The sequence below is a fragment of the uncultured Maribacter sp. genome, assembly GCF_947500985.1.
In the GTDB taxonomy this organism is placed as follows: domain Bacteria; phylum Bacteroidota; class Bacteroidia; order Flavobacteriales; family Flavobacteriaceae; genus Maribacter.
Map to the genome: position 1 here is coordinate 283,090 of NZ_CANMTX010000002.1, position 21,769 is coordinate 304,858.

Annotated in this window: 19 protein-coding genes and 1 pseudogene; 5 read left to right on the forward strand and 15 right to left on the reverse strand. The window is 36.0% G+C overall.

The window, feature by feature from the left end:
• On the forward strand, positions 1–1,149 hold the full coding sequence (locus Q0871_RS04795) for a serine hydrolase (RefSeq protein WP_299318650.1): 1,149 nt from the start codon (positions 1–3) through the stop codon (positions 1,147–1,149).
• A gap of 10 nt (positions 1,150–1,159) precedes the next feature.
• Here the strand turns inward: Q0871_RS04795 and Q0871_RS04800 are convergent.
• The 12 genes and pseudogenes from Q0871_RS04800 to Q0871_RS04855 all read right to left on the reverse strand — a co-directional run bounded on the left by Q0871_RS04800 (position 1,160) and on the right by Q0871_RS04855 (position 14,642).
• A pseudogene (locus Q0871_RS04800) lies at positions 1,160–2,350 on the reverse strand (methionine aminotransferase).
• 49 nt (positions 2,351–2,399) lie between these two features.
• Positions 2,400–2,945 carry a type 1 glutamine amidotransferase domain-containing protein gene (locus Q0871_RS04805; RefSeq protein WP_299318655.1) on the reverse strand — a complete coding sequence of 182 codons (546 nt, stop codon included), beginning with the start codon at positions 2,943–2,945 and terminating at the stop codon, positions 2,400–2,402.
• Between the two features lie 131 nt (positions 2,946–3,076).
• Positions 3,077–3,559, reverse strand: a complete 483-nt coding sequence (locus tag Q0871_RS04810) for a very short patch repair endonuclease (RefSeq protein ID WP_299318659.1) — start codon at positions 3,557–3,559, stop codon at positions 3,077–3,079.
• Between the two features lie 66 nt (positions 3,560–3,625).
• A complete protein-coding gene (locus tag Q0871_RS04815; RefSeq protein ID WP_299318664.1) occupies positions 3,626–4,372 on the reverse strand; it encodes a succinate dehydrogenase/fumarate reductase iron-sulfur subunit in 747 nt (248 codons plus the stop codon).
• Between the two features lie 10 nt (positions 4,373–4,382).
• Positions 4,383–6,383 (reverse strand): fumarate reductase/succinate dehydrogenase flavoprotein subunit, encoded by a 2,001-nt coding sequence (locus Q0871_RS04820; RefSeq protein WP_299318668.1) that lies wholly within the window; start codon positions 6,381–6,383, stop codon positions 4,383–4,385.
• A gap of 12 nt (positions 6,384–6,395) precedes the next feature.
• A complete protein-coding gene (locus Q0871_RS04825; protein WP_282074883.1) occupies positions 6,396–7,073 on the reverse strand; it encodes a succinate dehydrogenase cytochrome b subunit in 678 nt (225 codons plus the stop codon).
• A 186-nt stretch (positions 7,074–7,259) separates the two neighbouring features.
• On the reverse strand, positions 7,260–7,673 hold the full coding sequence (locus Q0871_RS04830) for a hypothetical protein (RefSeq protein ID WP_299318675.1): 414 nt from the start codon (positions 7,671–7,673) through the stop codon (positions 7,260–7,262).
• Between the two features lie 110 nt (positions 7,674–7,783).
• Positions 7,784–8,173: a DUF2721 domain-containing protein gene (locus Q0871_RS04835; RefSeq protein WP_282074882.1), complete on the reverse strand. Its 390-nt coding sequence runs from the start codon at positions 8,171–8,173 to the stop codon at positions 7,784–7,786.
• Positions 8,174–8,185: 12 nt separating this feature from the next.
• On the reverse strand, positions 8,186–8,524 hold the full coding sequence (locus tag Q0871_RS04840) for a cupin domain-containing protein (RefSeq protein WP_299318682.1): 339 nt from the start codon (positions 8,522–8,524) through the stop codon (positions 8,186–8,188).
• Positions 8,525–8,528: 4 nt separating this feature from the next.
• The gene (locus Q0871_RS04845; protein WP_299318686.1) at positions 8,529–11,375 is read right to left on the reverse strand and encodes a sialidase family protein; all 2,847 of its coding nucleotides are present in this window, start codon (positions 11,373–11,375) and stop codon (positions 8,529–8,531) included.
• An 82-nt stretch (positions 11,376–11,457) separates the two neighbouring features.
• Positions 11,458–13,203, reverse strand: coding sequence for a M28 family peptidase (locus Q0871_RS04850; protein WP_299318689.1), 1,746 nt, complete (start codon positions 13,201–13,203; stop codon positions 11,458–11,460).
• The gene (locus tag Q0871_RS04855) at positions 13,191–14,642 is read right to left on the reverse strand and encodes a M20/M25/M40 family metallo-hydrolase (RefSeq protein ID WP_299318692.1); all 1,452 of its coding nucleotides are present in this window, start codon (positions 14,640–14,642) and stop codon (positions 13,191–13,193) included. Before Q0871_RS04855 ends, Q0871_RS04850 begins: the two co-directional genes overlap by 13 nt.
• Positions 14,643–14,789: 147 nt before the next feature.
• Here Q0871_RS04855 and Q0871_RS04860 point away from each other — a divergent pair, with 147 nt between their 5' ends.
• From Q0871_RS04860 to Q0871_RS04870, 3 genes are read left to right on the forward strand one after another with little or no spacing between them, the layout of a single operon-like run.
• Positions 14,790–16,082 (forward strand): aminopeptidase P family protein, encoded by a 1,293-nt coding sequence (locus Q0871_RS04860; protein ID WP_299318696.1) that lies wholly within the window; start codon positions 14,790–14,792, stop codon positions 16,080–16,082.
• A 9-nt stretch (positions 16,083–16,091) separates the two neighbouring features.
• Positions 16,092–16,862, forward strand: a complete 771-nt coding sequence (locus Q0871_RS04865) for an exodeoxyribonuclease III (protein WP_299318700.1) — start codon at positions 16,092–16,094, stop codon at positions 16,860–16,862.
• Positions 16,863–16,865: 3 nt separating this feature from the next.
• On the forward strand, positions 16,866–17,039 hold the full coding sequence (locus Q0871_RS04870; RefSeq protein WP_299318704.1) for a hypothetical protein: 174 nt from the start codon (positions 16,866–16,868) through the stop codon (positions 17,037–17,039).
• Between the two features lie 15 nt (positions 17,040–17,054).
• Here Q0871_RS04870 and brnQ read toward each other — a convergent pair whose 3' ends face one another.
• Positions 17,055–18,332 (reverse strand): branched-chain amino acid transport system II carrier protein, encoded by a 1,278-nt coding sequence (gene brnQ, locus Q0871_RS04875; protein WP_299318708.1) that lies wholly within the window; start codon positions 18,330–18,332, stop codon positions 17,055–17,057.
• Positions 18,333–18,582: 250 nt separating this feature from the next.
• Between brnQ and Q0871_RS04880 the strand changes: the two genes are divergently transcribed.
• Entirely contained in the window at positions 18,583–18,813 is a 231-nt protein-coding gene (locus Q0871_RS04880) for a hypothetical protein (RefSeq protein ID WP_299318712.1), read from the forward strand.
• Positions 18,814–18,824: 11 nt separating this feature from the next.
• On the opposite strand, the gene thiL is transcribed toward Q0871_RS04880, so the two are convergent.
• Positions 18,825–19,868 (reverse strand): thiamine-phosphate kinase, encoded by a 1,044-nt coding sequence (gene thiL, locus Q0871_RS04885; protein ID WP_299318715.1) that lies wholly within the window; start codon positions 19,866–19,868, stop codon positions 18,825–18,827.
• A gap of 98 nt (positions 19,869–19,966) precedes the next feature.
• On the reverse strand, positions 19,967–21,424 hold the full coding sequence (locus Q0871_RS04890; protein WP_299318718.1) for a Gfo/Idh/MocA family oxidoreductase: 1,458 nt from the start codon (positions 21,422–21,424) through the stop codon (positions 19,967–19,969).
• Between the last annotated feature and the right edge of the window lie 345 nt (positions 21,425–21,769).

Sequence of the window (21,769 nt, forward strand, 5' to 3'; positions counted from 1 at the left end):
ATGAAATTACATTTTATCACCTTAGTAACACTCCTTGGTTTTTTAAATCTACAGGGGCAAGAATATTACTTTCCAGAAAGAAATTCAGATTGGGAAATAAAATCACCAAAAGACTTTAAAATTAAAGATGCTCAGCTAAATGAAGCTGTAGATTTTGCAGAGGCAAATGAGTATTTTGGATCTCGAGATTTGCGTATTGCAATCGTAAAAGGTTTTGAAAAAGAACCTTTTCATAAAATATTAGGTCCGACGAAGAAACGTGGCGGTCCTGCAGGGATGATTCTTAAAAATGGATATGTAGTTGCTCAATGGGGAGATACCAAAAGGGTTGATATGACTTTCAGTGTTACTAAGAGTTTTTTGAGCACAATGGCTGGTCTTGCCGAAGACGAAAAGCTAATTACCGATACTAAGAATTTGGTAGGTGACTACATTTGGGACGGTACTTTTGACGGTGCCCATAATTCAAAAATTACTTGGGAACATTTATTGCAGCAGAATTCGGCTTGGTCTGGTGAGTTGTGGGGAGCAAAAGATTGGGCAGATAGGCCACCAAGTGAAGGCGATATTGATGATTGGAAGATGGCTCAGCCAAAAGAACCAGGCACTGTTATGGAATATAATGATGTTCGTGTAAATGTGCTTGCATATTCGCTTACACATGTATGGCGCAAACCAATGCCTTTAGTATTAAAGGAGAAAATTATGGATAGAATTGACGCATCTTCTACATGGCGCTGGTTTGGTTATGATGATGCTTGGACAGAAATTGACGGACTTCAAATGAAATCTGTAACCGGTGGCGGACACTCAGGAGCAGGAATATTCATTAGCGCAGAAGATATGGCTCGTTTTGGTATGTTATTCTTAAATAATGGTAAATGGAAGAATGAACGATTGATTTCAGAAAATTGGATAAAGAAAGCAACAACTCCTTCAATCCCAAATGCGAACTACGGCTACATGTGGTGGTTAAATAAAAAGGGTGCTAGACATTGGGAAGGATTATCTGAAAACATCTATTATGCTGCTGGTTTTGGTGGTAACTTTATTGTTATAGATAAAGAGAATGATGTGGTTGTAGTAACACGTTGGTTAGAGCCTAGTAAAATTGGTGAATTTATGTCTAAGGTAAATGCTGCTTTTTAGTAAGTAGGTGTTAGAGCTTGCATAGAATTTCAATTGCTTTTTCTAAAGTTTCCTGTTTTTTGGCGAAGCAGAATCTCAACATATGATCATTTCTGTTATCGACATTGAAAGATGAAATTGGTATAGATGCTATTCTGTTTTCAGTAATTAATCGTTTTCCTATAGCTTCATCTTCTTCATTTGAAATATGGGTATAATCCAATAGTTGAAAATATGTGCCTTTGGATGGTTTAAACTTAAATTTGGACGATTTTATTCCTTCAAGAAAGAAATCTCGTTTTTACTGGTAAAAATTGTTCAAATCTAAATAGTGTGATGGATTCTTCAAATATATAGCCAAAGCACGTTGCACCGGATGGTCTACACAGAAAACCGCAAACTGATGCACTTTTCTAAACTCAGCCATTAATTCAGCAGGTGCTGCACAATAGCCCATTTTCCAACCGGTTACATGAAATGTCTTTCCGAATGATGCGCAGACAAAACTTCTATTGGCTAAATCTGGAAATCGCGATGCACTTTCATGCACTTGTCCGTCGAAAATAATATGCTCATAAACCTCGTCGCTCAAAAGAATAATATTGGTGGGTTTTAATATCTTTTCTAATTGTTCCATATCCCATTTGGTAAGAATTGTTCCGCTGGGGTTTTGAGGCGTATTTATAAGCACCATTTTTGTTTTATCGGTAATCTTATTTTGAAAGGCTGTCCAGTCTATCTTATAATCTGGAGCATCCAATTGAACATAAATTGGTATTCCACCATTTAAAGTAATTGCGGGCTCATAACAGTCGTAAGCTGGTTTTATTACAATTACCTCGTCACCTTTGTTAATGAAGGCTGTAATAGCCGTAAAAATAGCTTGTGTGGCGCCAACGGTTACCGTTATTTCACTTTCAGGATTATACTGACGATTATGTAGCGTTTCTATTTTGTCTGATATTACTTCTCTTAGTCCGTAATACCCTTGCATTGGCGCATATTGATTATAGCCAATATTAATTGCCTCGTTTACCAATGACTTTAATTTGCTATCAGCCTTAAAATTTGGAAAACCTTGAGATAGATTAATAGCCTTATGTTTACGTGCTAGATTGCCAACGGTTGTAAAAATTGTTGTCTTTACTTCTGGTAATTTAGAGGCTTTGGTAAGTGGTGTATAATCCATAGTAGTAAATGTATGAATTTTAAATACGGACATAAAAAAAGCCCAACCTGTTGGTTGGGCTTTTCATTTCAATTAAAATGAATTATGCATGTTGCATTTCATGCATACCTTCTTTTATTTCCTCAATTAATTTGGAATTAAAAGCTGGTAAATCATCTGGATTTCTACTTGTTACAAATCCTTCATCTACTACAACCTCTTGGTCTACCCAATTGGCTCCTGCATTTACTAAATCATCTTTAATGGAATTAAATGATGTCATTTTTCTTCCTTTGACTACACCTGCACTAATTAATGTCCACGGTGCATGGCAAATTGCTGCTACTGGTTTTTTCAGTTTAAAGAAGTCACGTACAAAATTCAAAGCCGTTTCTTCTCTTCTTAATAAATCTGGATTAATTACTCCACCAGGCAATACCAATGCATTATAATCTTCCGCTTTTACTTCACTTAGTGTTTTATCTACTTTATAACTGTTAGACCAATTTTCGTTTGCCCAACCTTTTATTTCTCCTTTTTCTAAACTTACAATTTCCACATTGAAGCCTTCTTTTTCCATGGCTTCTTTTGGAGATTTTAATTCACTTTCTTCAAATCCATTTGTAGCTAATATTGCTATCTTCTTCATATTATATAGTTTTAAACGATTAATAATTTGTTTGATAGTAATTTACAAATCAGTTAGGGTGAAAGTCGTTAAGGCTATATTAAATAGGGGCTGACAAGGGTTAAACATTTATTAAATGAACTTTATAAAACTCATTTTGTGCTCATTTGAATAGCTTGTAAATGTTTTAAAGTAATCGCTAAGCATTCGTCAAGATTTTTTTTGATTTCCGATTCCCAAAATCTAAATATTGTATACCCTAGTCTCTTAAGTTCATGGTTTACTTCATGGTCACGCTGTATGTTTCTTTCAATTTTAGCAATCCAGAATTCTCGGTTGGTTTTCACCTTTGGTTTTCGTTCTGCCCAATTTTTACCATGCCAATATTCCCCATCTATAAAAATGTCCGTTTTGTATTTGGGTAAAGCGATGTCTGGTTTGCCTATTAATTTTTTGTAATCTATGCGATATCGATATCCGGCAGCGTACAATACTTTTCTAAGGGCAAGCTCGGGTTTGGTATTCTTCCCTTTTATTTTGCTCATAATCTTTGAGCGCTGTGGGGTAGTGTAGAAACCAGATTTTTCATTGAACCTAGGTACTTTAATTCTTTCTTTAGGGTAGTCTTTTGACATATGTTAAAAATAAAAAATCCCGAACCTTTATGGTCGGGATTTTTTAAAACTTTATGATTGTTAAGCTTAACCTTTAACGTTAGCACTTAAGAACTCGCGGTTCATTCTTGCGATGTTTTCTAAAGAAATTCCTTTCGGGCATTCTACTTCACATGCTCCAGTATTGGTACAGTTACCAAAACCTTCTAAATCCATCTGTGCTACCATGTTTTTAACACGATCTACAGCTTCTACTTGACCTTGTGGTAATAATGCGTATTGAGATACTTTAGCACCTACAAATAGCATAGCTGAAGCATTTTTACAACTTGCTACACAAGCTCCACAACCAATGCATGTAGCGGCATCCATAGCCTCATCTGCTGCATGTTTAGAAATCAGGGTAGCGTTTGCATCTTGTGTATTACCTGAAGTGTTTACAGAAATGTAACCACCAGCATGCTGTATACGATCGAATGCGCTTCTATCTACTACTAAATCTTTAATTACCGGAAATGCTTTTGCTCTAAATGGCTCTATTGTAATAGTGTCGCCATCTTTGAACATACGCATGTGTAATTGACAAGTGGTAACACCTCTGTCAGGACCATGAGCTTCACCGTTAATATACATAGAGCACATACCGCAAATACCTTCACGACAATCATGATCGAAAGCTATAGGTTCTACACCTTTATTGATTAATTGTTCGTTAAGAACATCCATCATTTCTAAAAAGGACATGTGTTCAGATATTTCTGTCACTTTGTAATCGACCATTTTACCCTTGTCGTTCGCATCTGTTTGACGCCAAATTTTAAGTGTTAAGTTCATGATACCTTCTTTATTTATAACTTCTTTCTTTAACTTCTATATTCTCGTAAACCAATTCTTCTTTATGCAAAACTGCATCTTTTGGTTCTCCTTTATATTCCCATGCCGAAACAAATTGAAACTCTTTAAGTCTTTTTGCTTCACCATCTTCTGTTTGGTGTTCTTCTCTAAAGTGACCACCGGCAGATTCTTCTCTTACCAATGCATCTTTAGCAAATAATTCTCCCAATTCTAAGAAATCTGCAACTCTGCCAGCTTTAGCTAGTTGTTCGTTGTATTCTGTAGTTGTTCCTGGAACATTTACGTTTTTCCAAAAATCTTTTCTAAGCGCAGATATTTCTTCAATTGCCTTTTTAAGACCTTCTGCATTACGTGACATACCACACTCATCCCACATGATCTTGCCTAATTTCTTATGGTAGTAATCTACAGAATGCTCTCCTTTATTGTTTATAAAGAAATTAATTCTATCGGTTACTTCTTTTTCAGCAGCATCAAACTCAGGTGTATCTGTTGGTATTTTTCCAGTTCTAATGTCGTGTGATAAATAATCACCAATTGTATATGGCAGTACAAAATAACCATCAGCCAAACCTTGCATTAAAGCAGAAGCACCAAGTCTGTTTGCACCGTGATCAGAAAAATTTGCTTCACCAATAGCGTAGCAACCAGGTATGGTTGTCATTAAATTGTAATCTACCCAAACTCCACCCATTGTATAATGTACCGCTGGGTAGATCATCATAGGTGTTTTGTAAGGATCTTGATCAACGATCTTCTCATACATTTGAAATAGGTTTCCGTATTTCGCTTTTACGATAGCAGCACCTAATTCATATAATTTATCTGCTGATGCGTTTGTAATATTGTGGATTTTAGCTTGCTCAATACCGTAGCGTTTAATTGCTGCGGCAAAATCTAAATACACTGCTTCACCGGTTGCATTTACTCCGTAACCAGCATCACAGCGTTCTTTTGCAGCTCTCGAGGCAACGTCACGTGGTACCAAGTTACCAAATGCAGGGTATCTTCTTTCTAAGTAATAATCTCTTTCATCTTCAGACAAATCAGTAGGCTTTTTCTTGCCTTCGCGAATCGCCATTACATCATCCATATTCTTAGGCACCCAAATACGACCATCATTACGTAAAGACTCAGACATCAACGTAAGTTTAGACTGATAATCTCCTGAACGAGGAATACACGTTGGGTGAATTTGAGTATAACAAGGGTTTGCGAAAAATGCTCCTTTTTTGTGTATTTTCCAAGCAGCGGTAGCGTTCGATCCCATTGCATTTGTTGAAAGGAAATAAACATTTCCGTATCCACCAGAAGCAATAACTACGGCATGTGCTGAGTGACGTTCTATTTCACCAGTAACCAAGTCACGAGCAATAATACCACGAGCCTTACCATCAACCTTTACTACATCTAACATTTCATGACGATTGAACGGGGTAATTTTACCACGTGCAATTTGTCTGTTCATTGCAGAATAAGCACCTAACAATAATTGTTGGCCAGTTTGTCCTTTAGCATAGAAAGTACGAGAAACTAATACACCACCGAAAGAACGGTTATCTAATAGTCCGCCATAATCACGTGCAAATGGTACACCTTGGGCAACACATTGGTCAATAATATTTGCAGAAACTTCTGCTAATCTATATACGTTTGCTTCTCTAGAACGATAATCACCACCTTTTACGGTATCGTAAAATAAACGGTAAGTAGAATCACCATCACCTTGATAGTTTTTTGCAGCATTAATACCACCTTGTGCAGCAATAGAGTGAGCTCTTCTTGGAGAATCTTGGTAGCAAAATGTTTTTACATTATAGCCTAATTCTGCTAAAGTTGCAGCAGCAGAACCACCTGCCAATCCTGTTCCTACAACGATTACATCAATATTACGTTTGTTAGCAGGGTTAACTAAATCTATATGGTTCTTATAATCGGTCCACTTCGTTTTCAATGGACCTTTAGGTACTTTTGAGTCTAATACAGACATAAGTAATAGGTATTAATGATTAAAATGATGAAAAAGTGCAATGAAAATAAAACCTAACGGAATTGCGATCGAGTACACTTTAGCAAACAATTGTAGTTTTTCTTTTCTCATGCTAGATGCACCGGCAGACTGAAATGCAGAACTGAAACCATGCATAAGGTGTAGCGATAAGAAAATGAAGGCAATTACATATGCACCAACACGTAATGGATTTTCAAATTTATGAGCAAGTTCCTCATAGTATCTGAATCCTTCACCGTTCGGTAGCAAACCGGTCATGTCTCCATCAATAAATTTGGTGTTGATTTCTGGAATCCAGAAATCGATAAAGTGAAGTACTAAGAAAGCCAAAATAGCTAATCCGCTGTAAATCATATTACGGCTCATCCAAGATGAATTGGCAGCACCATTGTTTTTTGCGTATGTTTTTACTCTTGCACTTCTGTTTTTAGCTTCTAAAATGAAACCCATCACAAAGTGATAAATAACACCGAAAATTAAAACAGGCTGCAAAACATATTGTACGGCCCAAAAAGTACCCATAAAATGCGAAGCTTCATTAAACGCATCGGGACTTATCACCGATAAGATGTTTATTGCAAAATGCTGAAGTAGAAAAAACATTAAAAAGAAAGCAGAAAGCGCCATTGCGTACTTTCTACCAATCGAAGATTTAAAAAATCCGCTCATTAGTTGTTAATTTTATATGCGAATTTACATCACAAGCTAGTTATTAACAAGGATTATACAGTTTTAGTATATCTATTTAGATTGATTTTAAAATGAATTTTTAAGATGTTTAAGTTTTTTATCCAGATTTTGCCTTAGAGATGTAAATCATTGAACAATTATAAAATCAATTTTTGAGTAAAACACTTAGTTTTTTGTCAAATTTGTCGCCCATTCCACAGCTTTGTCCAAATTATTGAACTTAATAATACTTTTCCGAAAGAATAGACGCTCTAAAAATAGACTAAGAAAACTTCCTCTTGTTTGACCTACAACTGCATAATGATCAATATTGTATCGGTTTCTGTAAAATTCTAACCAGTAAAGTGGAACTACATAATATCTATTCACTCTGTTGGATATATAAATTATAGGAAGTTCAACACCATAAATTTCTTTTGCTGCGGCGATTACCCTTTTGGCATGTTCCCATCTAAATAGGACACCTTCATTTACCTCTGAAATTATTACTCCTTTTTTGAAAAAGTAGAATATACCAAACTCAAACTCTCTTATCTCTTTAATTTGGTTTAATAATTCGAGTTCTCGAATTCTTTTCATGCCTTCTTTTTAGCGGACGGCAAAGATATCGGATATTAACTTAATAGCTTATAAAAACATCGACGAACGGTAAGGTTATTAGTTGGAATTCTTTACGTGATGTGTGGTCATTATTTCTCCATATCCTTTAACTGAATTTCTAAGGCTTTGGTCGATAATTGAACTTCAATCAATGAAAGTATTAATGAGATCATGAGTGCAAATAAGCTTATACTGAATACTAAGTTTGCCCAAAAAGTAAATTCAGCATAGATTAAGGTCATAGTAATAACAGCCAAGAGGAAGCTTACAATAGCAGTTGCCTGCATATTTTTTATAATAGTAAGTCGTTTTCTTAATTTTTGTACCTGTAAACCAACGGATTGCGATGCCGTTTCTTGATATTTTTGATGTAATTGTCTAATTAATGCTGCAATGGCTAAATAACGTGCATTATATGCTAGCATCGTCAATGAAATAGCTGGAAAAAGTAGTGCCGGTATTCCTAATGTTAATTCCATAATTGGTTTTTCTTAATCAGTTGCAATTCCAAAATAGCTCCAAGTGACATCTTTGTCAAAAGGATTATGCTGGCCATGAATTTCGCCGGGTTCTATGGTTATGCAGTTTCCTTGGCTTACAACGTATTCTTTACCAGAGATAGTAAAAACTGCTTTACCTGTTTGTATATGAAATACTTCGAACATCGTATCATGTTTGTGTAATTCTACTTGTTGACCTGGTTTAAAAATGGCAGTGCCATACATCATCAATTGCGGAATTTCATCACGGTTTATTAATGTTCTTTTCTTTATATCCGCATTATGACTTACTCCTAAATCGGGAAGTGTATTCCAATCTACTATCTTCATTATGCTACTCTATTTCGAAAGTTATGTTTTCGCTTGTGCCGTTTCCTTTAATTTCAACAACGTATGACCCTTTAGGTAAATAGGTACTTCCGTTATCAGCTTGTTTCAATACGGTTTTGTGTTTTTTAAGGTAATTCAGCTTTCCAATTTTTGAAAAAGCTAGGTCATATGACAGAATGTTCAATCCTTTATTTGCTATAATTTCTGTTTTACTAACTACGATGTCGTCAGATGATTTTATCTTAGCTTGGTATACATCATCGCTGTCAGAATAGAATGTAATATCTAAACCAGGTGTGCTTGCTTTTGACCACGAGCTTCGAGAATTCCCCCAACGCGACGAATACTTAATGTTTTCTAATGGATAGGTGTGCAATGCCTTTTTTAATACTTCGGTAGTCATCGTTTGTAAAGCTGAAATATCTGCTTTATAAATGCTTCTGCCATGTGTACCTACTAACAAATGTTTGGCTTCTTTTTGAATTACCAAATCGTGTACCGCGACATTTGGCATTCCGTTTTGAAAAGATTCCCATGATTTACCACCGTTTAAGCTTACATATAAACCATTGTCGGTACCTACGAATAATACCTTCTCATTTTCGGTGTCTTCAATAATAACATTTACTGCAGCAGTAGGTATGTTTGCTGCAATGCTCTTCCAAGTAGCGCCTTTGTCTTCACTTACATATATATAAGGTGTAAAATCATCTGAGCGGTAACCGTTTAATGTAGCGTACACTTTATTTTTTTGATGTGTTGAAGCAACTACTCGACTTACCCATAAATTTTGAGGTAGGTTTTTAGAAATGACCTCCCAGTTTCCGCCACCATTTTCTGTGCGTTGTATGAGCCCGTCATCACTACCGGTGTACATCAATCCGAATTTGAAGGTTGATTCTGAAATGGTTGCTAAAGTTCCGAATGCTACGTTACCCTTTTTACCGCCTTGGGTTAAATCACCTGATATGGTTTCCCAAGTATCACCTTGGTTTAATGAACGATGCAACTTATTGCTTCCCATATATAAAATGTCTTGATTATGGGGTGATAATAGGATAGGAGATTGCCAATTGAAACGATACGGAGTCTCACCTAATTCATGTTTAGGTTGAATATAAGTGCGGTGGTCATTTTCTAAATCAATTCTGAAATAATTGCCGAATTGATATCCCGTGTAAACAATTTTTGAATTGCGACTATCTACTTGTACTTGCATTCCATCGCCACCCATAATCGATTTCCAAGGGTATTGACCTGTTTGTTGCCACCTCGTATTTTCTTCTGCGTTATTTGGGCCCATCCAAACTCCATTATCTTGAAGACCGCCATATATGTTATATGGTTTTTCGTTATCTACGGTAATGGCATAAAATTGACCTACTGTAGGTGAGTTGTTCTTAAACCAATTTTTTCCGTCGTCATAACTTGTATTTACACCGCCATCATTTCCATTGATTAGGTGGCCTGCTAAATTGGGATTTACCCATAATGAATGGTGATCAGAGTGTACGTTATCTCCATTAATCGAAGTATACGTTTTACCACCATCTTTTGATGAAATAATAGGAACGCCAGATAAATAAATTGCATCGACATTATTAGGGTCTACGGTAATTTGAGCAAAATAGTAACCGTAGCTATAGAACAAATCATCGATATATTCTTCGTTTTGCTTTATCCATGTGGTGCCACCATCATTGCTACGATATACTTCTGCACCGATCACGGGCGTATCGAATAACATAGAATTCGCATTTTCTAAATACAATGCAATGTCTGCTGGTTGTACCGCATTACTACGTACCATTTGTTTTACGTTGGCTGCTCTATATTTTTCTTGAAAGTTGTTCGTCTTGAGAAATTCGTTCAGATCTTTATCGTTCAAATCTAAAAACTGTTCTTTCGACAGCGACTTAAAGTCATTTTTCGTTAAACCATTTTGCTTCTCTTTCTTTTCGTTGGAGTTTTCTCTTCTAAACTGACTGTCATGAACAGCATAAACAGTATTATCATTAAAAACAGCTAAACCAATTCTACCTACACCTTCACCCGTAGGAAAACCACTTGCGGGAGTTGATATTTTTGTCCAGCTTGATCCTGCATCTGTACTTTTGTAAATACCAGATCCTTCGCCATTACCAATAAAATCCCAAGCTTTTCTATCTTTTTGCCATGCAGCGGCATATTGAATGTTAAAATTATTAGGTGAAACGGCTATGTCAATAATACCTGTTTTGTCATCTATGAATAAGGTGTTTTTCCAAGTTGTACCACCGTCTGTAGTTTTGTAGATGCCACGTTCTTTATTATTCGAATATAAATGCCCTATTACACCAACGGTAACCTCATTTGCATTATCCGGATTTACGACTATACGCCCAATATGATGCGAATCGCTTAAACCCATGTGTTGCCAAGTTTTACCATTGTCGGTAGATTTTAAAATTCCGATACCTGTATACGATGAACGAGATGAATTATTCTCGCCAGTACCTGCCCAAATTGTTCCACTTTGCCAATGAACGGCGATATCTCCAAGATTTTGAGTTTGGGTTTCATCCATCACTGGGGTAAAAGTATTACCATTGTTATTGGTATACCATAAACCGCCAGAGGCATAAGCGACATAGTATTCTGTAGGGTTACTTTCATTAACTGCTAGATCAACAACACGACCGCTCATCACAGACGGACCAATATTTTTCAATGGAATGTTTTTAACTAGAGAATTAGTTTCCATTACTTTTTTTGCAACTAAAGATTCTTCAACTTTTTTTGAAGTAGTTGGTTGAATTTGTGCAGATGCAATGGTAATACTGGCTAGAAATAACAGGAAAGATTGTTTCATTTTCATTTGTTTGATCATACTGATGGTAAGTTACTGATTACTTAAACCCTTGGCAAATTGTACTATGATGCCAAATAGGTTTTTATTTAAGCGTTTCTTTCAATTCACTCGATTTTTGCTGTATTTCATTTTGGGCATTTGAAATGGCTGTTTTAACTTCAGAATCTTTATTGGTGTTAATGTCGTTTATAGAACTAAGAGATTTAACATACCAATCTTCCCAAGAAGAAATAATTAGTTTTTCTTCTTTAATGGAGCTTCCATTTTTAAGTGCTAATACACTTAATTTTGATTCATCTTCTAGTCGAACAATAGCCTGTTCTTTTAGATTTTCAATCTGTGCATGGACAAATACATCTGATGCATTCACTAATTGCAACCCACTAACCAACGCAGCCGTGCCCACATTTTTCAAGGTTTCTTGAGATACCTTGTCAATGCGATCATTATCGGTATGGTAAAATTGGTCTGTAAAGTGCCACAATAACAGACCGGGAATATTTGCTTTTAAAAACGGAGTGTGATCACTTCCGCCTTCGAAAGGGTTCGTTTCGACTACCCAATTAGCATATTTGCCTTGTTCTTTGAACGTAGAAATTATAAAATCATTCAGGTAATGCGGTTTCATATCTTCTAATTTCAAAACCTCACCGCCCCATTCGCTATGTTTATCTTTTCCGCGAGTCCAAATAGCACTTGGGTCTGGCATTTTTTCAATTAAAAATGTTCCGCCTGTTATTGCTGTGTTTTCACCCACCATGTCTAAACTAATTCCCCACTTAATGTCTTTGGCTCGTTCTGGATTTTCTTGAATATACCGGTTGGTAGAAACAATTTCATCGCCCCATAAAAAAGTCATGGTTCTTTTGAATTCTATTTTGTTTTCAGCAAATAGTTTTGCGGCCGTTTTAGCCATTTCTAATTGAGCGCCAACACCGGTTGCATTGTCATTTGCACCTGGTTCTTGAATATGTGCACTATATACCAAACGCTCATTTGGTAAATCATTACCTCTAATATTGGCAACAATAGTTAGTTCTTCGGATGGATATCTTTTGGTCTGAATATTCACTAGAACTTCTGTTTTTCCTTTTTGAAGCTGTGCTACTAATTTCTCTTTTGCTTCGAAGGATAAAGCAATGCCCCAGAAATCAGCATCATCTTGAGAAGGAAGACTTCTAAATTGAATTGAAGTCGTATTTTTCTCTGGTTGTAAATAGGCCGGATTGTCATATGTAAGAATACCAATGGCACCTTTGTCAACCGCTGTTTTATATAATTTACGAGCACTCATTTCAGAAAAAAGGACTTTACCTTTTAAAGAATTGGACTCTAAGTCATCAATAGTTTTTACCCAAGCTACTTCAGCTTTAGCTCCTTTTTTTTGTGTTGATGCAGAATTTAAATAGGTCATATTCCTATTTGTTTTTGAAAGTAACAACGGTTCAGGTGCGCCTGTAATTTGTAATGAAGCAGACACAGGTTCCCAAGTATGGTTTGCCATCTTTCGCTTTTCAATACGATAGGTTAGTCGGTCATTAATGTTAGCTTTCTCTTCTAAAACATAACCAAAAGTTTCTAAACTATCTGCGATGAGATAAATTGCTTTATTAAAACCTGTATTGCCCACAACGCGCCAGTAATCCTCTATAAAATCTGTTGTTTCGTATGCTAGTTGCCCCGTAAATTCTGGCCTGACAACATCAAAATAGTCTATTGACTTTTCTTCAGTATGCTGGGAGCATCCTGTTAAAAAAGAAAAGCAGAGTAATGCTGGTACAAGACCCTGCCTTTTGATAATTTTTTTAATTGAAATTACTCTTCCCATTTCCACTCGTTACCAATAATCAATTTCTCTTTTAAGTTATTCTTGATCATAAATTCTTTAGTCGTTTCACTATCCATTTTAGTTGCAGGTAATGTTTCTGCATTTGCTACGGCATATAACATCATAGTCCCAAAACGAGCGGTGTTTTTCATGTGGTCTTCATTTACAAGATTAAAGTCATCACAATCAGAATGGTAACAACCATAAATAGAACGGTCTAAATTGCTGTGTACAGATAAAATTGGAACACCTTCTAACATAAAAGGTTGGTGATCGCTATGTAAACCAGATTTGTTAGAAAACGTATTTTGGTAGATGGTATCTTGTTGTTGAATAGCAGCACCTAAATCTGTAAAGAATTTTTTGTCATCTAATTTTCCGCCAGCATTCATACCTATTGGGTTACCAGACATATCTAAGTTCATCATGTACTTGATGTTCTCTATAGTGTTATTTTCAATAGCTTGCTCCACTAAATATTTAGAACCAAGTAGTCCTTGCTCTTCACCCATGAACATCACGAATTTTACGGTACGCTTTGGGTGCAGGTTATTTGCTTTAAATGCTCGTGCAATGTCTAGAACTGCAAAAGAACCAATACCATTATCAATAGCCCCTGTAGCTAGATCCCAAGAATCTAAATGACCTCCAAGTACAATCTCTTCTTGCGGAATTTCTGTCCCAGGTAATGTTGCGACTACGTTTCTTGCTTTGATGACGTCACTTGTATTGGTCATATCAATTTTGGCAGTTGCTTTTTTAGTTTTCAAGGTTTCTTTCAAAGCCATACCATCTTCTTTGCCAATACACACAGCAGGGATCGGTATCAACTCTCCTGTTACAGAAGCAGTACCCGTCAATAAAACACCATTATCAACTTGGTTAATTATAATAATACCAATAGCACCATATTTGATGGCTAAAGCCGTTTTTTCACTTCTGTGTAAATTGGTAAGTCCCTCTTCACTTTCTGGAAGAATATTAATGTATACCAATGAAATTTTTCCTTTTACTGCATCTGGGTTAGCTGCGTAATCTGCATCTAGGCCATTACCCATATCTACAATTTCGCCGGTAACGTGTGCTTCTACAGGTGCGTGACCTAAAGTCACTACTTTAATGTCTTCATCGTTAATTTGTAAAGAAACATCGCCTCTTGCCCAAGCTTCTACTTCGAAAGTTTGGTACTCAACATCTTCGAAACCATATTCCTTGAATTTATTATAGGTATATTCTTCTGCTTTTGCTCCGTTTGTAGATCCCGTTAGTCTATGACCAATAGTTTCTGTTGCTTCTTTTAATGTGCTGTAACCTTTTGAATTTGCTTTAATTTCGGTATCAATTCGTGTAAATAATTCAGATTGCGTTTCCTCTTTTTTAGTTTCTGAACAAGCCTGTAGGCACAAAGCACCTATTAATAGGTAAGCGATTTTTTTCATGATTTGTTTGAGTTTGGTTTAGGTATACAAGTTAGTTAAATTGTATTGAATTAGTAGAGAAGTGGTTTATGTTAATCTTGTAATTCCATGCCCTATTTTTTAAGGAAACAACACATAATGCTTAATTTTATAACAAAATAAGAATTCATGAAATACGATCAAATACCTAACTCCCTGTTTATAAAGAATCGCAAGAAGTTTATGGACCGCATGCAGCCTAAAAGCATAGCTATTTTTAACTCTAACGATATCTACCCTATTGGTGCTGATAGCGTTTTGCCTTTTGAGCAGCATAGAGATATTTTTTACCTATCTGGAGCTGATCAGGAAGAAACTATTTTAGTGCTTTTTCCTGATGCTATTAATAAAAAACACCGCGAGGTTCTTTTCGTTCGCGAAACAAACGAGCATATTGCTATTTGGGAAGGTGAAAAATTAACAAAAGAGAAGGCTATAGAAGTTTCGGGTATTGAGACGGTTTGTTGGTTACAAGATTTCGAGAAAATATTTTTTGATTTAATGACCGAAGCAGAGACTATATATTACAATACCAATGAGCATTATAGACAAGCGGTAGAAACACAAACGCGTGAAGACCGATTTATTGAAAAATATAAGCATCAATATCCAGCTCATAAGGTTGCTAAGAGTAACCCTATTCTTCAAGAAATTAGAGGGGTGAAGGAACCAGAAGAAATTGCTATTATGCAAACTGCTTGTAATATCACCGAAAAAGGATTTCGTAGGCTGCTTAGTTTTGTTAAACCGGGGGTGATGGAATATGAGATTGAAGCAGAACTATTGCATGAATTCGTAAGAAATAGATCTAAAGGTTTCGCTTATCAGCCAATTATTGCTTCTGGTAATAATGCCAATGTACTTCACTACTTAGAGAATAATAAATCTTGTAACGATGGCGATTTAGTTCTAATGGATGTTGCTGCAGAATATTCCAATTATTCTAGCGATTTAACTAGAACCATACCTGTAAGCGGAAAATTTACCAAACGCCAAAAAGAGGTGTATAATGCCGTCCTACGCGTTAAAGACGATGCTACTAAAATGTTGGTACCAGGTACGCTTTGGGCAGAATATCATAAAGAATGTGGTAAACTAATGACTTCTGAACTTTTAGGTTTAGGTTTATTGGATAAGGCAGATGTGCAAAATGAAAATCCTGAATGGCCTATGTATAAGAAGTACTTTATGCATGGAACTAGTCACCATATTGGTTTAAATACGCATGATTACGGAGCATTGAAAACGCCCATGAAAGCAAATATGGTATTTACCGTAGAGCCAGGTATTTACATTCCTGCTGAGAATATGGGTATTCGTTTAGAAGATGATGTGGTCATTCAAGAAAAGGGAGAACCTTTTAACTTGATGGCTAATATTCCTATTAAGGCAGATGAGATTGAGGAATTAATGAACAAATAAGACCAAAGAATGAAATTAGTATCGTGGAATGTTAATGGAATAAGAGCTTCTGTAAAAAAGGGCTTTGAAGATATCGTGAAAAATTTTGATGCCGATGTTTTCTGCGTTCAAGAAACAAAGGCGCAAGATGACCAGGTTGAAGAAGCACTAAAAGATATTTCTGATTATGTGCTATTTAGTAATAGTGCAGAACGAAAAGGATATTCCGGAACTGGAATTTTATCTAAACAAGCACCTGTAAAGTTCGATAAGGACATGGGTATTGAAGAACATGATTTAGAAGGAAGGATAACACATTCTGAATTTGAACATTTTCATTTAATCAATGTATATATACCTAATAGTGGTAGCGGATTAAAAAGATTGGATTACCGTGCCGGATGGGATAAAGATTTTACCAATTACCTAAAAGAACTTTCTAAGTCGAAGCCTTTGATTATTACGGGCGATTTTAATGTAGCGCATACCGAGAACGATTTGGCAAACCCGAAGAGTAATTATAATAAAACATCAGGATTTACACAAGTTGAAATTGACGGATTTGAGCATATGCTGAAAGAAGTAAACTTAGTAGATAGCTTTAGAAAATTACACCCAACTACGTTCGATAAATATACCTTTTGGAATGCACGAGGTGGTGCACGAGGGCGAAATGTAGGATGGCGTTTAGATTACTTTTTGGTAAGTGAATCTATTTGGGATAAGGTGAAGTCTGCAAAAATACATGACCAGGTAATGGGTAGTGATCACTGCCCTATTAGTTTAGAAATAGAGTTTTAGAATATGGGGTTGTTAGTATTGATTCAAGATGCTTCTGAGATTAAAGAGAAGATTCAGAATGCACCTAGCAACGCATATGAAATAGGTGTAGCTATTGGAACTTATCTGCCTTTTGTGGTGATAGTTCTAATAGCTTATGCTTTTTACTATTATTCTAAGAAGAGAAAGAATCGATAATAGGTATTTCAAAATTTATTGAGGTTTTCTGCTACCTATTACATTGATTGCCAAAAAGACAACGAAAGAAGGTAAAACCCACCCTAAGCTATACTGTTGAAGCGGAATCCATGAAAAAGTATCTGCAGCAGGGGCTAATGTGCTTATGCTGCCTAAGAAATCTGGAATACTAAAAAGTATAGTGGTAATCGTTACCGCCCTAAATACTAAAGATGAAGCATATTTATCTGGCACGACATTCAATAAAATAAGGATTATAGTAATTGGATAAATAAACATTAATGATGGTATGGCGACAGCAATGATATATGCTACATTAAACTGACCCATTAATACACCAAGCACACTTCCAATAATTGCCGTTGTTGTGTATACCGATTGCAAATTATTAAATCTAGAGGCTACAAAATCTGCGGTACCTGTCACAATGCCTACTGCTGTGGTAAAACATGCTAGGGCTACTAGAATACTCAGAAACAAATTGCCAATATTACCTAGACTTTGTTTCGCCAAGCCAGATAATATTTCTGTTCTAGTGGTCTCTGCATCAAATACGCTATGCGATAGTGCTCCAGAAAGTATTAAGCCCATATAAATTAAAAACAAAGCTAAACCGGCAAACCAAGCGGCATTACGTATTAGTGTTTTCTTATCGTCATAAGATGCATTTACATACTTGAGATTGATAGAGATTATAATTACCCCACCTACTACTACCGCGCCAATGGCATCAAATGTTTGATAACCTTCTAGTATTCCATTTGTGAATGGACTTGCAATAGCCGTGCTTCCAAATTCGAAAGGGAAAGAGAAAACGGTTATTCCAATCACTAAAAGTAGAATTAGAATTATGGCAGGCGTTAATATTTTACCTAATATGTTTAAAATTTTAGAACGGTTCAATGCAAAGACTAAAACCAACCCGAAATAAATACTGCTGGTAAACCAAGATGAGATATCCCAATAGGGCTGAATGGCCATTTCATGTGTTACCGAAGCTGTTCTAGGGCTAGGCAGTGCAATAGCAATAGCATAAATGAAAAAGGCATAGATTAAACTGAACGTTGGCGAAACTTTATTACCAAAATCTATTAATGTACCCTGCAGTTTTGCATGGGCCAAAATGCCCAATATGGGTATTGCCACTGCAGATAGGCCGAAACCTATGGTAACTATGAGCCATTGGTCGCCAGAATTGAAGCCTAATAATGGAGGTAAAATAAGATTGCCCGCTCCAAAAAAAAGAGAGAATAATGCAAAGGCTGTAACTAGGGTTTCCTTCTTTTTAAACATGGTTGCAAATTAAGTGAAAGATTATTAAATAACAGGTAGGGCAAGGTTTTTCATTTTCTGAAACAGCAAAAAAAAGGGTGTTGACAACAGGTTAGGTAAAACTCACAACAATTACTGGTACAGGTCTTTAATATGCTGTACTTTAACCAAAGGAAACAAAACGCATGTTAATTTCCTTGAAATTCAAACTAAAATATAATCGCATTTTCTCGATTACCCAAATCGAAATTTTTGCATAAAATCCTACAGCATGAAAAAAATATTCTGCAGCATTTTCGGTCATCACTATTCAATTTCTAAAAAAGTGACTTCTCATATTAAAGAGTACAAATGCATTCACTGTCAAAAAGAAGTAACTACCAATGTAAGTGGTAACCTTTCTGCTTTAACACCAGAATTACAAGACATCAATAGAACTTTAGAGCATATTTATCAAAGAAGACATACTACCGCTACACAACAACAGCAACAGGTAGCATAATTCGTCCTATTCTAAGTAAAAGAATTCCAACCCTGTGCGGTTAATGGAATCTTTGTATTACTCCTTGAAATTAAGAATGCACCTTCGTCTTTTCCTGTGGTATGACCAATAATGGTCAAATTTGGATTGCCTTTAATTTTCGGGAATTCTTTTTGGTCTATCGTAAACAATAATTCATAGTCCTCTCCGCCACTTAAAGCAACAAGAGTGCTATCCATTTTAAACTCTTCGCAAGCTGAAATAACGGTAGGGTCTAAAGGAATTTTGTCTTCGTACAAGTCAATCCCTAATCCACTACTTTTACTTAAATGTAGAATCTCAGATGAAAGTCCGTCACTAATATCAATCATTGATGTTGGGTGAACATCTAATTTTTTCAATAGTTCAGGAATGTCTTTACGAGCCTCTGGCTTTAATTGTCTTTCAACAATATAAGAATACGGCTCAAGATCTGGCTGACTATTTGGGTTTACTTTAAAAACTTCGTTTTCACGTTCTAATACTTGAAGCCCCATATACGCGGCACCTAAATCTCCGCTAATAACCAAAAGATTGTTTGGTTGAGCACCTGAGCGGTAAGCGATATCTTCTTCATTTGCGATACCAATTGCGGTAACGCTAATCATTAATCCTGTTTTAGATGAGGTGGTGTCACCACCAACTAAATCAACATTATATGCCTTACATGCCGTTGCCACACCTGCGTAAAATTCTTCAAGGGCTTCTAACGGAAACCTATTTGAAACAGCAATAGAAACTGTTACTTGAGTTGCAGTAGCGTTCATTGCATAAATATCAGAAAGGTTGACCATAATAGATTTATAACCTAAATGCTTTAGGGGCATATAGGCAAGGTCAAAATGTACCCCTTCTATTAAAAGATCTGTACTGATAACCGTTTTTTTGTTTTCAAAATCTAAAACTGCAGCATCATCACCAATACCTTTTACAGTAGATTTTTGTTCGATTTTAAAATCTTTGGTCAGGTGTTCTATAAGTCCGAATTCACCTAATTTTTCTAACGATGTTCTTTCTTGTTCTTTATCTTCTAGCATGTTGCAAAAATAAGAAGTAAAACTAGATGAATGGTATAAAAAAATCCGAAGCTGAAAAGCTTCGGATTTACTATTGAAATTGTAAATATGTTTTGGTCTTATCCTACCGAATACCCATCTCTGTAGGTGCGTTTTACGTATTTGTTTGCAGGTTCGAAGTTGGTAACTTTCATATTTGCTGCATCCCATTGTAAACGTTTTCTGCCATGGTATTGTTTTCCGCCACCCCAGAAACTTTGATTTTCAACAGTTGGGTCTACTTCAAAATATGATTTCAATGCCAAGTTTCCTATTAGTATGCTTTCTGTAAACGGACCAGCATAATCAAAAGAAGAACTAGTTTCTGCATTTCCGTAACCTGCCATACATGCATTTACCCATTGTAAATAATGACCTTCTGGTACACGTGCAATAGTTTGTTCCACTTCAAATTGTTCGTTAAGGGTTAATGGTAATAACCTTGGGTTTGCACCGTAGCAATCTGCCATTAATTTTCCTTTTGTACCAATGAATAGTACACCACCATCCCAGTTTCCTAAAGCTTCGTCATCGCCTAATTCTTCTGGTCTTTCAGGTAGCAATCCGCCATCCATCCAAGTAACTTTTATTTTTCCTTTACCATCCGTTCTTGGATAGCTTAAGTGTATTTTACTAGAGTTTGGGAAACTTTTTGGGTAGTCTTTGTACTGAAAATTACCGCTGAAAGAATCAGAAACACTGCATTCTACAGTATCAGGATATAAGATAGGTAGTATTCTATAGACAGGATCCATAATATGGCAAGCCATGTCACCTAAAGCTCCTGTTCCAAAATCTGACCAACCTCTCCAATCAAAAGGTAGGTAAGCATTATTGTAATCTCGCATTGCTGCAGTACCTAACCAAAGATCCCAATTCAATCCTTTTGGGACCTTGTCTTTTTTAGTCGGTGTTTGTAATGCTTGCGGCCAAATGGCTCTATTTGTCCAACATTTTACGGTGTGTACCTCACCAATAATTCCCGTATCGTAAATTTCTTTCATGGTACGTACACCATCGCCAGAACCACCTTGGTTGCCCATTTGTGTAACTACTTTGAATTTTTTCGCTGCTTCGGTCAGCATTCTTGCTTCCCAAATATCATGCGTCAACGGTTTTTGAACATATACATGTTTTCCCATTGACATTGCTTGGTAAGCTGCTACGGCATGGTTGTGATCTGGTGTAGATACAGATACGGCATCAATATTTTTTCCTTCTTTATCTAGCATTTCCCTAAAGTCATTGAAATAACTTGCTTTTGGGAATGCCTCTCTAGATGCAATTGCTTGTCTGTTATCTACATCGGCAAGTGATACGATATTTACATTCGGACTTTCGGCAAAAGAAGCAATGTCGCTTTGACCTTTTCCGCCTACTCCTATACCAGCAATGTTTAGTTTATCGCTAGGTGCAATATAACCTGTTCCCCCAAGAACGTGTCTTGGTACAATCATAAAACCGGCTGCTGCCATACCGGTATTTTTCATGAATTTGCGGCGAGTGTTGTTTTTGTCGTTTGATTTGTTGTTTGACATAAGTTGTTGTTGTTTGATTTCGTATTGAAGATACTTGAATTCTAGCAAATTGCAGGTGAATATTAGGTTTTATAAAGTTTTTCTAATAGCAATTTGCTGTTTTAACCGTTGACTATAAATTAATTACGATTTAGTTGTGATTAGTATTTAATATTCACTTTGCTTTATTACGAACTTCAAATTGATTTAAAAAGATTTTGAAAGTGCGAATTAGAACTCGATTGCCTAGGGTGAAAATTGATGAAAGGTTGCTTAAATTTTACCGTATTTACAGCCATAGGCAGTCGCAGCTATAATAGATCTTTAAAGATGATATAGGTAAATTTTAGGAGTAAAACTTGTAAA

Bases quoted from the DNA above. Each gene is read 5' to 3' on its own strand.
- Q0871_RS04830 (WP_299318675.1), bottom strand. From the start codon at position 7,673: ATGAAAAGAATTCGAGAACTCGAATTATTAAACCAAATTAAAGAGATA.
- Q0871_RS04865 (WP_299318700.1), top strand. From the start codon at position 16,092: ATGAAATTAGTATCGTGGAATGTTAATGGAATAAGAGCTTCTGTAAAA.
- Q0871_RS04815 (WP_299318664.1), bottom strand. From the start codon at position 4,372: ATGAACTTAACACTTAAAATTTGGCGTCAAACAGATGCGAACGACAAG.
- brnQ (WP_299318708.1), bottom strand. From the start codon at position 18,332: ATGTTTAAAAAGAAGGAAACCCTAGTTACAGCCTTTGCATTATTCTCT.
- Q0871_RS04845 (WP_299318686.1), bottom strand. From the start codon at position 11,375: ATGAAACAATCTTTCCTGTTATTTCTAGCCAGTATTACCATTGCATCT.
- Q0871_RS04825 (WP_282074883.1), bottom strand. From the start codon at position 7,073: ATGAGCGGATTTTTTAAATCTTCGATTGGTAGAAAGTACGCAATGGCG.
- Q0871_RS04820 (WP_299318668.1), bottom strand. From the start codon at position 6,383: ATGTCTGTATTAGACTCAAAAGTACCTAAAGGTCCATTGAAAACGAAG.
- Q0871_RS04860 (WP_299318696.1), top strand. From the start codon at position 14,790: ATGAAATACGATCAAATACCTAACTCCCTGTTTATAAAGAATCGCAAG.
- Q0871_RS04855 (WP_299318692.1), bottom strand. From the start codon at position 14,642: ATGAAAAAAATCGCTTACCTATTAATAGGTGCTTTGTGCCTACAGGCT.
- Q0871_RS04835 (WP_282074882.1), bottom strand. From the start codon at position 8,173: ATGGAATTAACATTAGGAATACCGGCACTACTTTTTCCAGCTATTTCA.
- Q0871_RS04840 (WP_299318682.1), bottom strand. From the start codon at position 8,524: ATGAAGATAGTAGATTGGAATACACTTCCCGATTTAGGAGTAAGTCAT.
- Q0871_RS04880 (WP_299318712.1), top strand. From the start codon at position 18,583: ATGAAAAAAATATTCTGCAGCATTTTCGGTCATCACTATTCAATTTCT.
- Q0871_RS04870 (WP_299318704.1), top strand. From the start codon at position 16,866: ATGGGGTTGTTAGTATTGATTCAAGATGCTTCTGAGATTAAAGAGAAG.
- Q0871_RS04795 (WP_299318650.1), top strand. From the start codon at position 1: ATGAAATTACATTTTATCACCTTAGTAACACTCCTTGGTTTTTTAAAT.
- Q0871_RS04805 (WP_299318655.1), bottom strand. From the start codon at position 2,945: ATGAAGAAGATAGCAATATTAGCTACAAATGGATTTGAAGAAAGTGAA.
- Q0871_RS04850 (WP_299318689.1), bottom strand. From the start codon at position 13,203: ATGGGAAGAGTAATTTCAATTAAAAAAATTATCAAAAGGCAGGGTCTT.
- thiL (WP_299318715.1), bottom strand. From the start codon at position 19,868: ATGCTAGAAGATAAAGAACAAGAAAGAACATCGTTAGAAAAATTAGGT.
- Q0871_RS04890 (WP_299318718.1), bottom strand. From the start codon at position 21,424: ATGTCAAACAACAAATCAAACGACAAAAACAACACTCGCCGCAAATTC.
- Q0871_RS04810 (WP_299318659.1), bottom strand. From the start codon at position 3,559: ATGTCAAAAGACTACCCTAAAGAAAGAATTAAAGTACCTAGGTTCAAT.